Annotated in this window: 12 protein-coding genes and 1 pseudogene; 9 read left to right on the top strand and 4 right to left on the bottom strand. The window is 54.4% G+C overall.

The genetic code is table 11. The annotated features are described in order from the left end of the window. Nucleotides 1-118: 118 nt before the first annotated feature. Both V2S86_RS00885 and V2S86_RS00880 read left to right on the top strand, forming a co-directional pair. Entirely contained in the window at nucleotides 119-493 is a 375-nt protein-coding gene (locus V2S86_RS00885; protein ID WP_037433513.1) for a winged helix-turn-helix transcriptional regulator, read from the top strand. Next, the gene (locus V2S86_RS00880; RefSeq protein ID WP_330760835.1) at nucleotides 483-665 is read left to right on the top strand and encodes a hypothetical protein; all 183 of its coding nucleotides are present in this window, start codon (nucleotides 483-485) and stop codon (nucleotides 663-665) included. Before V2S86_RS00885 ends, V2S86_RS00880 begins: the two co-directional genes overlap by 11 nt. 7 nt (nucleotides 666-672) lie before the next feature. On the opposite strand, the gene V2S86_RS00875 is transcribed toward V2S86_RS00880, so the two are convergent. Continuing rightward, nucleotides 673-873 (bottom strand): zinc-binding dehydrogenase, encoded by a 201-nt coding sequence (locus tag V2S86_RS00875; RefSeq protein ID WP_330760834.1) that lies wholly within the window; start codon nucleotides 871-873, stop codon nucleotides 673-675. Nucleotides 874-1,133: 260 nt separating this feature from the next. Between V2S86_RS00875 and V2S86_RS00870 the strand changes: the two genes are divergently transcribed. From V2S86_RS00870 to V2S86_RS00840, 7 genes are all read left to right on the top strand, one after another. Then, a complete protein-coding gene (locus V2S86_RS00870; RefSeq protein WP_330760833.1) occupies nucleotides 1,134-1,607 on the top strand; it encodes a DUF6130 family protein in 474 nt (157 codons plus the stop codon). Nucleotides 1,608-1,639: 32 nt separating this feature from the next. Continuing rightward, the gene (locus V2S86_RS00865; protein WP_330760832.1) at nucleotides 1,640-2,965 is read left to right on the top strand and encodes an epoxide hydrolase family protein; all 1,326 of its coding nucleotides are present in this window, start codon (nucleotides 1,640-1,642) and stop codon (nucleotides 2,963-2,965) included. A gap of 53 nt (nucleotides 2,966-3,018) precedes the next feature. Beyond that, the gene (locus tag V2S86_RS00860; RefSeq protein ID WP_330763128.1) at nucleotides 3,019-3,990 is read left to right on the top strand and encodes an alpha/beta fold hydrolase; all 972 of its coding nucleotides are present in this window, start codon (nucleotides 3,019-3,021) and stop codon (nucleotides 3,988-3,990) included. Nucleotides 3,991-4,095: 105 nt separating this feature from the next. Further along, nucleotides 4,096-4,836 carry a response regulator gene (locus V2S86_RS00855; protein WP_330760831.1) on the top strand — a complete coding sequence of 247 codons (741 nt, stop codon included), beginning with the start codon at nucleotides 4,096-4,098 and terminating at the stop codon, nucleotides 4,834-4,836. Continuing rightward, the gene (locus tag V2S86_RS00850; RefSeq protein WP_330760830.1) at nucleotides 4,833-6,143 is read left to right on the top strand and encodes an ATP-binding protein; all 1,311 of its coding nucleotides are present in this window, start codon (nucleotides 4,833-4,835) and stop codon (nucleotides 6,141-6,143) included. Before V2S86_RS00855 ends, V2S86_RS00850 begins: the two co-directional genes overlap by 4 nt. Nucleotides 6,144-6,290: 147 nt before the next feature. After that, complete coding sequence (locus V2S86_RS00845; protein ID WP_330760829.1) at nucleotides 6,291-7,046, top strand: alpha/beta hydrolase; 756 nt, start codon at nucleotides 6,291-6,293, stop codon at nucleotides 7,044-7,046. A 19-nt stretch (nucleotides 7,047-7,065) separates the two neighbouring features. Next, nucleotides 7,066-8,256, top strand: a complete 1,191-nt coding sequence (locus V2S86_RS00840; protein WP_330760828.1) for a cytochrome c biogenesis protein DipZ — start codon at nucleotides 7,066-7,068, stop codon at nucleotides 8,254-8,256. A gap of 52 nt (nucleotides 8,257-8,308) precedes the next feature. Here V2S86_RS00840 and V2S86_RS00835 read toward each other — a convergent pair whose 3' ends face one another. From V2S86_RS00835 to V2S86_RS00825, 3 genes and pseudogenes are all read right to left on the bottom strand, one after another. Next, nucleotides 8,309-9,688: a carbohydrate porin gene (locus V2S86_RS00835; RefSeq protein WP_330760827.1), complete on the bottom strand. Its 1,380-nt coding sequence runs from the start codon at nucleotides 9,686-9,688 to the stop codon at nucleotides 8,309-8,311. 188 nt (nucleotides 9,689-9,876) lie between these two features. Beyond that, nucleotides 9,877-10,058, bottom strand: a pseudogene (locus tag V2S86_RS00830) (hypothetical protein). 76 nt (nucleotides 10,059-10,134) lie between these two features. Further along, complete coding sequence (locus V2S86_RS00825; RefSeq protein WP_330760826.1) at nucleotides 10,135-11,814, bottom strand: glycoside hydrolase family 43 protein; 1,680 nt, start codon at nucleotides 11,812-11,814, stop codon at nucleotides 10,135-10,137.

The following is an 11,814-nucleotide window of genomic DNA, read 5'->3' as shown; positions in this document are numbered from 1 at the left end:
TGTCCTGTTTGCCTGGGATAGCGGTGCTGGATTTTCGCGCCGTTTGTCGAATGGTATACTTTGCATACCTGGCGTCAATTACGCACCTTAAGCATCCCAGGGATGCTGGAGAATACCTATGGACAAGACTGACCCGATCTACCGCGCAGACTGCCCGAGCCGCATCGTTCTCGACCAGATCGCCGACAAATGGTCAATGATGGTGCTGGAGGTGCTGCGTGAACCGCAGCGTTTTAACGCCATCAAGCGCCGCCTGGATGGCGTCACTCAACGCGTGCTGACCCAAACGCTGCGCAAGCTGGAACGCAACGGCATGGTGAAACGCAAGGTGTTGGATGGGCGGGTGCTTGGCGTCGAGTATTCACTGACGCCGCTTGGCGAATCCTTGCAGGGGCCATTCTCGATACTGTTCAACTGGACGCTGGGGAACATGGAAGCGATTCAGGACTGCCAGCGCAGGTATGATGAGCAGAACAACCAGATTGAAAATTGAGGCTGGCTATGACTATTGCGCGGATGTGCCAAGCGCCAGCGGCGCCATGGGCAGTGGCGAGTTCAACTCACCGATTCTGCAAGAGGCCGAGCAGGAGGATTATCTGGCATTGAGAAAGCCGTTGGGGCCGGCGAAACTGTATGCGTTGCCGTCGCAGTGGGCATCCTGTTAGCGAAAGGTTAAGGAATAAGCACGAGCTTTCCTGAAGTCTTGCGATTCCACATTTCAGTATGGGCAGTAGCCGAATCGCGCAAAGGATACTCACCTCCGTTGAAGACCTTCAGCTTGCCCTCGCGCACCCAATCGAACAGCAATGCCGAATGCACACGCAGCAATTCCTGCGTACGGACATATAGCGGCGTCAAGCGCACCTTCAACATCGAATTCTTTATTTCTCGCCATGTCTCCCCCCTAAAATACTGGAACGAACGGTCAATATTATAACGCAGGGAAAGCTTTACAGCGGTAAGCAAAAATACGCTTGCGCAATCAACGTTCAATCCACTGTATCGCAATGTATCTGCTCTTGGGCAGATTACACCCTGATGCAATAAACCAGCTTTATGCAAACAATCCCTATACACAGCCGTGCTCTCCTATAAGCGTTGTCACTTGTCACCCACTTAATGGAGATATCGCCATGCTACGTAAACTACTGCTGATCCCCCTGCTCATTTTTACCTCTGCGACCTGTGCCTGGTCCGAAGACCTGGCCGGGCGCAGTGCTGCCGACATTGTCGGCCTCGCCGCCGTCGCCCCGCTCGAACATCCTCAACCGCCGGCAAAGCTGATTGTCGACGCGCCGCTGGCCGGCCCGCTGCGCAAGGGGGCCGTTTTTATTCAATACCGTGCGGAGAATCTGCGCATCGAACCGGTTTTCGGTCCTGAAGCGCTCAAGGTCACACCGCGCATCGGCCATATTCACGTCGTCCTGGATAACAATCCCTGGCATTGGGCGGATGCCAGCGGCGAGCCGGTGATTCTGGTTGGGCTCCCCGCAGGCAAACATAAAGTGACGATCATCCTTGCCGATCCTACGCACCAACCTCTCGACAGCAAAACCGTGGAATTTACCGTGCCGCCCCATGCGGCTGCCCCGCATGTAATGCATTAAGAGACGCGCATAGATTAACGATCAGGTGAAATATGAAAAAGTTACCTAACGATTTACCCGATGAGTCACGCCGCCGCTTACTGATTGCGTCGGCCGCAGGCATAGCAGCGATGGGCCTGCTCGATAACGCGTTAGCCGCACCGAACACTACGGCGGAAATCGCAGATGACGGCAAAATTCATCCGTTTACCATCGCCATTGCGGATAGCGAATTGCTCGACCTTAAGTTCCGCCTGTCGCGCACGCGTTGGCCGGATAAGGAAACCGTCGGCGACGATTCGCAGGGATTGCAGCTGCAAAAACTCCGCCCCCTGGTGGAGTATTGGGCGAGCGGCTACAGCTGGCGCAAAGTGGAAAGCCGGCTGAATGGCCTGCCACAGTACCTTACTCGCATCGACGGTCTGAGTGTACATTTCATCCACGTGCGTTCGCGCCACCGCAACGCCATGCCATTGATTTTGACTCACGGCTGGCCGGGGTCAGTGCTGGAATTTCTGAAAGTCATCGGGCCGCTGACCGACCCTACGGCACATGGCGGCAATGCCGAAGACGCATTCGACGTGGTCATTCCCTCCATTCCCGGTTACGGCTTTTCAGAACGCCCTAAGGATACCGGCTGGAAACCGGCGCGCGTTGCCCGGATGTGGGACCGGTTGATGAAACGCCTTGGCTATTCAGGCTATGTTTCGCAGGGCGGCGATCACGGTTCGGTCATTTCCAATGTCATGGGCCGCCAGGCGCCGGCTGGGTTGCTCGGTATCCATCTGACGATGCCCGCCACTGTCCCAGATGCGCTTATCCCTGCGATTAATGAGGGGCTGCCTTCCCCGCTGGCGTTGGCACCTGAGGAGCAGCGCGCGTTCGATAAGCTGAGCCGCTTCTTCACCCGCAACGCGGCATACGGCGCGATGATGGTGACGCGTCCCCAGACGATTGGCTACGCGTTGAATGATTCTCCGGTCGGGCTGGCGGCCTGGTCTTACGACAAGATTGCCCAATGGACAGACAGCCACGGCGAGCCGGAACGCGTGCTGACTCGCGACGAAATTCTTGACGACCTCTCTCTGTATTGGCTAACCAATACTTCAGCTTCAGCGGCGCGTTTCTATTGGGAAAACAACAACAACAACTTTAGTTCGGCCGCGCAACAAACGCGGGAAGTCCAGGTTCCCGTGGCGATTTCCGTGTTTCCGGGAGAGATCTACCAGGCCCCGAAAAGCTGGTCAGAAAAGGCGTTTCCGACCTTGTTCTATTATCAGATTGCTCCGCTCGGCGGACATTTTGCGGCTTGGGAGCAACCCGACATCTTCGCCACTGAACTGCGCAATGCCTTCCGGCCGCTGCGCGACAAACTCTGATCTCGCTCGAATTCATTAAGGAACAAAAAATGAAATATTTTACTGGAAAATCAATGCTGGCAGCACTGATTCTGACCACAGCAGGCAACGCTGCGGCAGCCCCGTCGACGGCGGAAGATTATGCTGCGGCGTTTAAAGATATTCATCACATTAACGCCGGCGTGCTGAACGTCGGCTACGTTGATATTGGCCCGCGCCAGGGTGAGGCGATTATTCTGCTGCACGGCTGGCCTTACGATATCAACAGTTATGCCGGCGTGGCTCCGCAATTGGCAGCAAAAGGCTATCGCGTCATCGTGCCTTACCTGCGTGGTTACGGCAGCACGCGATTTCTTTCGGCCGGTACACCGCGTAATGGTCAACCGTCAGCGATGGCCGAAGACACGGTGGCTTTGATGAATGCCTTGGGCATCAAACAAGCCGTATTCGCCGGTTTTGACTGGGGTGCACGCACGGCTGATATTGTGGCGGCGCTATGGCCGGAGCGGGTGAAATCGCTGGTATCGGTCAGCGGCTATTTGATTGGCAGCCAGGAAATCGGCAAGAAACCGCTACCGCCGCAGGCTGAGCTACAGTGGTGGTATCAGTTCTATTTCGCCACCGAACGCGGCCGCGAAGGTTATGCGAAAAATACCCATGACTTTGCAAAACTGATCTGGCAGCAGGCATCACCAGGCTGGAAATTCAGTGACGCGACGTTCAATCAAAGTGCCAAAGCGCTGGATAATCCCGATCACGTCGCGATCACCATCAGCAATTATCGTTGGCGCCTGGGGTTGGAAAAGGGTGAGCATAAATACGATGATTATGAGAAAAAATTAGCCACGCTGCCGGTGATAAGTACACCGACAATCACGATTGAAGGTGATAACAACGGCGCACCGCACCCCGCTCAGGAAACGTATCGAGCGAAATTTAGCGGTAAATACGAGCACCGCACTTTTACCGGCAACATCGGACATAATCCGCCGGAAGAAGCGCCGAACGAGTTTGTCAAAGCCGTGGTAGATGCAGCGGGAATGTAAGCGATACGGTAAAACAGCGTCTATCCTCACGGACCGGGCTGCCAGAGCCGGTCTTTTTTGGTTTGGATGACGATCCCTTCGCAAATCTGCAATCAGGAGTTTCATTTGGAGCACATTGATAACATTCTCGTCGTGGATGACGACCGCGATATCCGCGAACTCATCACCGACTACCTGATGAAATCGGGCTATCGCGCTACCGGTGCGGCTAACGGTCGTGAAATGCGAGCCGTACTCGCCAACAGCCACATTGATCTGGTGGTGCTGGATATCATGATGCCGGGCGACGACGGCCTCACGTTGTGCCGCCAGTTGCGTAACGACACGCAACGCAATTTGCCGGTACTGATGCTTACTGCGCGCAACGAAGATACCGATCGCATTCTCGGGCTGGAGATGGGGGCAGACGACTATCTGGTGAAACCCTTTGTCGCCCGCGAACTGCTGGCGCGGATCAAGGCGATCCTGCGCCGCACCCGCGCACTGCCGCCTAACCTGCAAGTCACTGAGGTGGGTAGAATTATTGCCTTTGGCGACTGGCAACTGGATACTTCCGGACGCCACCTTCTGGACAATGAAGGCACCATAGTGGCACTGAGCGGCGCCGAGTACCGGTTGCTGCGCGTGTTTCTCGATCATCCGCAGCGGGTATTGTCGCGCGATCAGCTGCTCAACCTGACTCAGGGCCGCGATGCCGAGCTGTTCGAACGCTCCATCGATCTGCTGGTCAGCCGGCTGCGTCAGCGACTGCGCGAAGACGCGCGCGAACCCGCCTACATCAAAACGGTGCGCAGCGAAGGTTATGTCCTCGCCGCACCGGTGATCATTAAAGAGGTTAATCCATGAGGCTGTGGCCGCGATCCTTGCTGTCGCGTCTGCTGCTGATCGTGCTGTTTGGCCTACTGCTGGCGAATGGCATGACGCTGGTCAGCCTGATGATCGAGCGGATGAGCAGCGCAAAAAGCGTGATGTTGGGTAACCTGGAGTACGACGTGGCGACCAGCGTCGCGATCCTCGATCGTCTGCCGGCAGCAGAGCGGGCACAGTGGTTACCGAAGCTGGCGCGCGGCAACTACCGTTATGAACTTTCAACAGGGCTGCCGGGCCCTTATCCCACCAGCTGGCGCTCGCAAGGCGCGGTACGCTCATTGCAGGAAACCCTTGGCGGCCGATATCAAATGAGCATCAGCGCCATTCCCGGCCCGCGCGAGCACATTCAGGTACACCTCACATTGCACGACGGCGCGCCCTTAACGCTCGATCTCTGGCCGCGCATGCCGGCTATCGCACGCTGGCTGCCGGCGGTACTGATAGGTCAGTTGCTGCTTTTGCTGGGCTGTGCCTGGCTGGCCGTGCGCCAGGTAGTGCGGCCGTTTATCCGCTTTACCCAAGCCGTAGACGCACTGAAACCAACCTCAAGCGCCCCGCAAACCCTGCCCGAAAGCGGGCCGGTGGAAGTACGGCAGGCGGCACGGGCCTTTAATGCCATGCAGACGCGCATTCAGGTTCACCTGAAAGAGAGAGCGCAGATCCTCGCCGCCATCTCACACGATCTGCAAACGCCGATCACCCGCATGAAACTGCGCGTGGAGATGTCGGAACAGCCGGAGTTGCGCGACAAGCTGCTGAACGATCTGGACGATATGAGCCGGTTGGTGCGCGAGGGGATCGCCTTTGCGCGTTCGGCGGAAGTGTTGGAGGAAAAACGCCAGACCGTTAGCCTGAACGCTTTTCTCGACAGCATGGCCTGCGATTATCAGGACATCGGTAAAGCGGTCGCTTTCTTGCCTTGCAGCGGCGACGACCGCTTCGCCGTGCGTCCACAGGCGCTGCGGCGCATCATGACCAACCTGCTCGACAATGCATTGAAATTTGGCAGCCATGCCGAAATCACGCTTTCAACGCCGCAGCTGGGCCAGGTTGAACTCCACGTGCGCGACAATGGGCCGGGGATCCCTGAAAGCGAACTTCAGGCTGTGCTGGCGCCTTTTTACCGCGTGGAAAACTCGCGCAATCGCCACACCGGCGGCACCGGGCTTGGGCTGGCAATTGCCTCTCAGTTGGTGAGCCAGATGGCGGGCACCTTGACATTGAGCAACTTGCCTCAGGGTGGCCTTGACGCTCGCGTCATCCTGCGTAATGAGACATTGTAGCCTTTTGTATCTCAGCCGCCCCGATATAAGGATGCTGACAAATCCGGGCGATCTCGGACACTTCGTGAACACAAGCGATGGGTTTAATGATTCCACTGCCAAATAACGCAGTCATCAATCCACTCAATGCTGTTTACGAGGTTAATTATGAAAAAGTTCAGGCTTGCCGCTGTTCTGTTCGCCCTCTTCACCGTCGGTACCGCCTATGCGGAAAACGACAAAAGCGTGGTGCTGGTACACGGCGCATTTGCCGACGGCAGCAGTTGGAACCGGGTCATTGAAAAACTGCAGACGCGTAACATTGACGTGATTGCCGTTCAACTGCCGCTGACCTCGCTCCAGGAGGATGTTGCCGCCACGCGCCGCGCCATTGCCCGTGCGCACGGTGACGTGGTGCTCGTCGGCCACTCCTGGGGCGGAACGGTGATCAGCGAAGCGGGCAACGATGCGCGCGTCAAGGCATTGGTGTATGTGGCGGCGTTCGCTCCCAACGACGGACAATCTACCGCCGAGCTGGCCAACAGTTTTCCCGCCCCACCGGGCAGCGCAGGCATTGCCAAAACCGCGAACGGTTTTCTCTATCTGCCGCCTGCCTCGGTCGTCCGGGATTTTGCTCAAGACCTGCCACCCACTGAGCAGCATATCCTGACCGCGACTCAGGGGCCGATACGTGCCGCGGCTTTCGGCGACAAGGTGACTCACGCAGCGTGGAAGCAGAAACCCAGCTGGTTTGTGGTCAGCGCCGATGACCGCATGATTGACCCCGGCCTCGAACGCGCGATGGCGAAGACCATTCATGCCAGGGTCACGACCGTAACTGCCAGTCATGTCTCTATGCTGAGCCAGCCCGATACCGTCACACAGGTTATCACTCAAGCCGTCGATAAGATTGACGCTCATTAACCCCATACGGATGAATATTATGTCGCTGATAATTGCTTTGTTGGCGGGCATGCTGACGCTGCTCAGCCCCTGTACCTTGCCGGTCATTCCGTTCGTCTTCGCCAGTGTACGCGGCAAAAAAGGTCAATTGATGGTCTTGCTCGCCGGGATGGTCATGATGTTTACTGCCGTGGCGTTGCTGGTTTCGATCGCCGGCCATTGGGTAGCAAGCATCACCGCTGCCGGCCGTTGGTTCGCGCTGGCCTTCCTCGCACTCACCGCTCTGACACTGCTTTCCACACGGGTGGCGCAGTTTATTGGCGCACCGCTGATATCGTTGGGCAATCGCGTCAATGACTCCAGCCATCGTCACCGCGGGCTTATCGCGGCGCTGCTGGCCGGTATGGCAATTGGCTTATTGTGGTCACCCTGCGCAGGCCCGGTGCTTGGGGCACTTCTTAGCCTTGCGGCAGTGGGTAAGGAGCCGGTTTCTGTCGGCCTGCTGATTGCCGCCTACGGCAGCGGCTGCGCATTGATGCTGGCGTTGCTAGGGGTGGCGGGACACGGATTGATGATGCGTTTGCGACCAGGGATGGCAATCATGGCGCGTCTTCGCCAGATCTCGGGGGGGTTGATGCTGGCATCGGTAGTGCTGATTGCCTCCGGTACCCAGAACGTCCTGCAAAGCGCACCGGCATTCGCTCAGAATCTGGAGCAACGCCTTAGCCGGCACCTTTCGGTGCAGCAGCCCCGGGTACAACTACAACCGGTTGTTGAACCGCAAATCACCAACAGGATGCCTTCGCTGGCGGGTGGCACTCGCTGGTTTAACGGCAGCCCGGTGAACAACGCCTCGCTAAAAGGCAAGGTGGTGCTGGTGGATTTCTGGACCTACGATTGCATCAACTGCCAGCACACGCTGCCGCATGTGCGCGATTGGGCAAACAAGTACCAGACGGATGGTTTGGTGGTGTTGGGAGTGCATACGCCTGAATATCCTTGGGAGCGCGACCCCGATGCGGTGGCGAAGGCCATCGCCAAATGGCGGCTTCCCTACCCTGTTGTGGCCGACAACAACTACGCCATCTGGAACAATTTCGGTAACAGGTACTGGCCGGCGCATTACATTTTTGACGCAAGTGGAAAGCTGCGGTACACCGCTTTTGGCGAAGGTGACTACGCGAAACAAGAGCAAGTCATTCAGCAGTTGTTGAAGGAAGCACGGGCCTGAATCCAGGGAGGGGCAAAAAAACCCCTCCCCTTAAAGGATTTATCAAGCTAACTTAGAACCACGCCTCAAACATGCCGCCGATATTCAGTGAGTCCAGCCGCTCGTTGCCGGTGCCATCTACTTTGGCGGTATGCTCGTTATTCACCTGGCCGCCGGTCACGTAGAAGCGTAGCATCGGACGGAATTCCGGCCCCATGCCAATGGAGATGTTCTGCGACAGCGTCAGCTTCCAGCCTTTGTTATCCCCGCCCCGATCATAGTCCACGCGCTGGTAGCCCGCTTCCAGCCAGGTGGAATGCACGTCGTTCCAGAAGTACATCGGCCGCACGATGGCACCGTAGTTTTTACGGTTGTCGGAGTTGTCCTTGCCGATATCGTAATCGTGGAAGGCCAGCAGATATTCGATCTGCGCCTGCTGGGTGAATTTATGGCTGCCTTCGAGGCTGGCGTAGACCGTGGTCAGGTCGTCGGTTTTGTTGTAGACGCTGTTATCCGAGTTGTCGGAGTAGCGCAGAATGACCTTGTTCACCCCGCTGTCGTTGGAATGGCTCAGTACCAGTCCGCCCTGCCAGGCATCGAGTCGCTCGTCGCTATCCACCGCTTTCGAGTCAAAGCCGTAGTTGGCGTATACTTCGACGTCGATCGGCCCGGCCTTGATGCCGTGGGTTTTGGTGGTCAGCGCGTAATGGCCGTTATCGCCGGTATCGGAGCTGCCAGTGCAGGTGATGCGTGATGGGTTAGTCTCATCGGCCATGACTTCCGGGCTACAGGATTTCACCTGCGACACCGTCGCCACGTCAAACAGTACGCCGCCAATATCAAAGTTCTTCACCCCGGCCCCCTGACCGTCGTGGTTCATCCAGAAGTAGTCGTTGATCCCCTGTTGCGGACGTTGGTGGAAGTCGCGGCCAGCCCAGAGATAAGCATCCGGGTGCGATTCGAGTACGTTGGTGACGCCTATGTAGGCCTTTTTCAGGTTCACTTCGTCGCTCCAGTGGTCAAACATGACGTTAATATCCCAGATCGCCCCGTTGGTGCTTTTGAAGGCTTTGCTGATCTGGAATTCACCGCCGTTGCTTTCGTTACCCAGACGGCCGATCGCCGAAGCGCCGTTATAGGATCCGTCGACGCCGACATATTTCTGATCGCCAGTCTGGAAATGGGCGCCATAACGGGCGTAGCCGCTGAACTTGAGGCCGAATGGAATCGCTAAATCCGGCGAGGCCGCAGTGGTTTGCGGGTTGGTAATGACGTCGACCTTTTTATCGGCGGCGGCGGTAATTTTCGCCTGCCGTTCGGCCAGTGCTTTATCGACCGCTTTAGCGACGATGGCGTCAATCTGTTCCTGAGTGAATTCCTGCGCCTGTAAGGAAATAGGACACAGTGCGACGATAACTGCCATAGCTAAATGAATTTTTTTTACAGTTTTCATGGCTATCTCAAATTAAATATATTCTCAGAAAACGACCATCCCGTTTCGGTTTAAATAGAAAGAACGTCACCAAAACAAGTTGATTTTATTTTTATTTCGCAGAGGTACAGTTAAATAATTAGCGTAGTGAGCGTCTCCGTAATCATAGTAATTAAAAATTAATAGAGGTGAATAATTCATTCCGCTAATTAACGCCCCAGTAAGGAGTTCATAAGATAATTCTGCGCGTACACCATAATGGCTGGCGCGCTTCTCCTGAATCATGCTCAATCAGCTGGGTTGGCATTTGGTGCTCCTGGCGTGCGTAACCATCTGCTTCCCGCAGCAGAGTTCAGGCTTCCGCCAATTCGCCTTTACCCACGGCGTGCAGCGCTTATCAGTAGCAACCCCCTCCTCATCATCATGGTCGGGCGTTGCTCTTATTATCTGAATTGGCGCGTTAGTATTTAATTAAATCGTGATTCACTTGCTTCCCAGCAATAAGTGTCATTCGCAATTAATAAATCACCAAGTTCCTGATAATCGAAATTATAAAACTCTGCACTGGCAGAGTAACCAGAGTAGTCTACTACTGCAAGACCAATGAACGCCCCGGTAAAGAACCCACCATAACTTTGTAGTACATAATCGTCCGAAAGAATTGCGGCATCTAACTTGACAGGAATTTCAGTGAAGCTCATCCCATCAAAGCTATATTCATAAGTATAACTTTCTTTTCTGACTTTGGTGCGAAACCAGACATATTCGGTATCTTCTGGGATCTTGATTGCTTCATCTTTCAGATATGATGTATATTTCCCACGATTATTCTCTCCAACTTCGATGACTGAACCATTAATTTCATTCCAGGTAATGAAAACAAAACTCCAATGACGATCATTATAGTAATTTGTTAATCCTGCCATTTGTTGATAATTAAATGGATTGAATTTCACTTTAACTTGAGCATCAAAATAAAAGGCTTGCCAACGCCGGGCAATAAGCGAGAGGTCATGAGTATTCGCTAAAGAACCTTGCCCAATTAAAGTCAATTTTCCATCGCCTGTTGTGCCCATTTTTTCTGTGAACGGGACGCGGAGGGTATTCCAGTTGAGATTGAGTATCGAAGTTGTAAACTCATCTTGCTGGCTATGATCTTTTGCACTTTGGGTATAAATGGCGTCCCTTGGACCTTCGACAAAGGTTTTTCCGCCGTGGCCACCTTCAATACGTGGCCAGCCAGCTTCATCCCAAAAAACTTTTTGGATAGACGTTTCTCTGCCAAGTGTTGACCAACCACGAGGATCATAGACAGACTCACCAGCATGATTCCAAGGGCGAGCACAGAGCGAGGCGTAATACCATTCTCCTTTGGGGGTTGAAACCAAACTGCCATGTCCCTGTTTTTGAATGTAGCTGTCTGGAGTATCTACGTTAGTCAAGAAAACCTCCCCTGGCGCTGTTTCAAAACTGTTGGCGTCCAAGGTTTTTGAACGAGCAACAACCTCCTGATGGGTAAATACTGTTCCCCCCTGAGCTGCAAAAAGATAATAATACCCGTGCAGTTTGTAGAGATGTGGTCCCTCAACAAGTGCAACGGCAGTGCCTCGATAAATGGTACGCGCTGTTTCTGGTTTTAATTTCAGTATCTTTGGATCAAACTCAGTTAACGTAATACCATTAAAAGGGTGATGGTACTCGCGATGGTCCCAGGTTTGTTGAACTAAATATTTACGACCGTCTTCATCATGGAAAAGTGAAGCATCAAAACCAACGCCATTAAGTTTGATGGGATCTGTCCATGGACCGTGAATATCTGTTGCGGTGGTCAGGTAGTTTGTCATGTCTTTAAAAGCACCCTCCGTGATTTTCACATCCGTATAAACCAACCAGAATTTGCCATCGGCATAAGAGAGAGCCGGAGCCCAAATCCCACCTGATGAAGGATTTCCTTTCATATCTAAAAGAGCTGTTGTTGACAATGGGCTAGGGAGAAGATTCCAGTGTTCCAGGTCTTTTGATTCATGTAAACGAACACCAGGGAACCACTCAAATGTAGAGTTTGCTATATAGTAAGTGTCCTCTACACGGATAATACTTGGGTCGGCATTGAATCCAGGCAATATAGGGTTTTGAATAAGTGACAT

Origin of the sequence: Serratia sp. C2(1) (assembly GCF_036352655.1) — a bacterium.
GTDB lineage: Bacteria > Pseudomonadota > Gammaproteobacteria > Enterobacterales > Enterobacteriaceae > Serratia > Serratia inhibens.
This window is presented reverse-complemented; position numbering and strand designations above follow the sequence as displayed.

What these genes read in the sequence shown, in the direction of transcription:
- V2S86_RS00885 (WP_037433513.1), top strand. Translation starts at nt 119, where the DNA reads ATGGACAAGACTGACCCGATCTACCGCGCAGACTGCCCGAGCCGCATC.
- V2S86_RS00875 (WP_330760834.1), bottom strand. Translation starts at nt 873, where the DNA reads ATGTTGAAGGTGCGCTTGACGCCGCTATATGTCCGTACGCAGGAATTG.
- V2S86_RS00870 (WP_330760833.1), top strand. Translation starts at nt 1,134, where the DNA reads ATGCTACGTAAACTACTGCTGATCCCCCTGCTCATTTTTACCTCTGCG.
- V2S86_RS00865 (WP_330760832.1), top strand. Translation starts at nt 1,640, where the DNA reads ATGAAAAAGTTACCTAACGATTTACCCGATGAGTCACGCCGCCGCTTA.
- V2S86_RS00860 (WP_330763128.1), top strand. Translation starts at nt 3,019, where the DNA reads ATGCTGGCAGCACTGATTCTGACCACAGCAGGCAACGCTGCGGCAGCC.
- V2S86_RS00850 (WP_330760830.1), top strand. Translation starts at nt 4,833, where the DNA reads ATGAGGCTGTGGCCGCGATCCTTGCTGTCGCGTCTGCTGCTGATCGTG.
- V2S86_RS00845 (WP_330760829.1), top strand. Translation starts at nt 6,291, where the DNA reads ATGAAAAAGTTCAGGCTTGCCGCTGTTCTGTTCGCCCTCTTCACCGTC.
- V2S86_RS00840 (WP_330760828.1), top strand. Translation starts at nt 7,066, where the DNA reads ATGTCGCTGATAATTGCTTTGTTGGCGGGCATGCTGACGCTGCTCAGC.
- V2S86_RS00835 (WP_330760827.1), bottom strand. Translation starts at nt 9,688, where the DNA reads ATGAAAACTGTAAAAAAAATTCATTTAGCTATGGCAGTTATCGTCGCA.
- V2S86_RS00825 (WP_330760826.1), bottom strand. Translation starts at nt 11,814, where the DNA reads ATGTCACTTATTCAAAACCCTATATTGCCTGGATTCAATGCCGACCCA.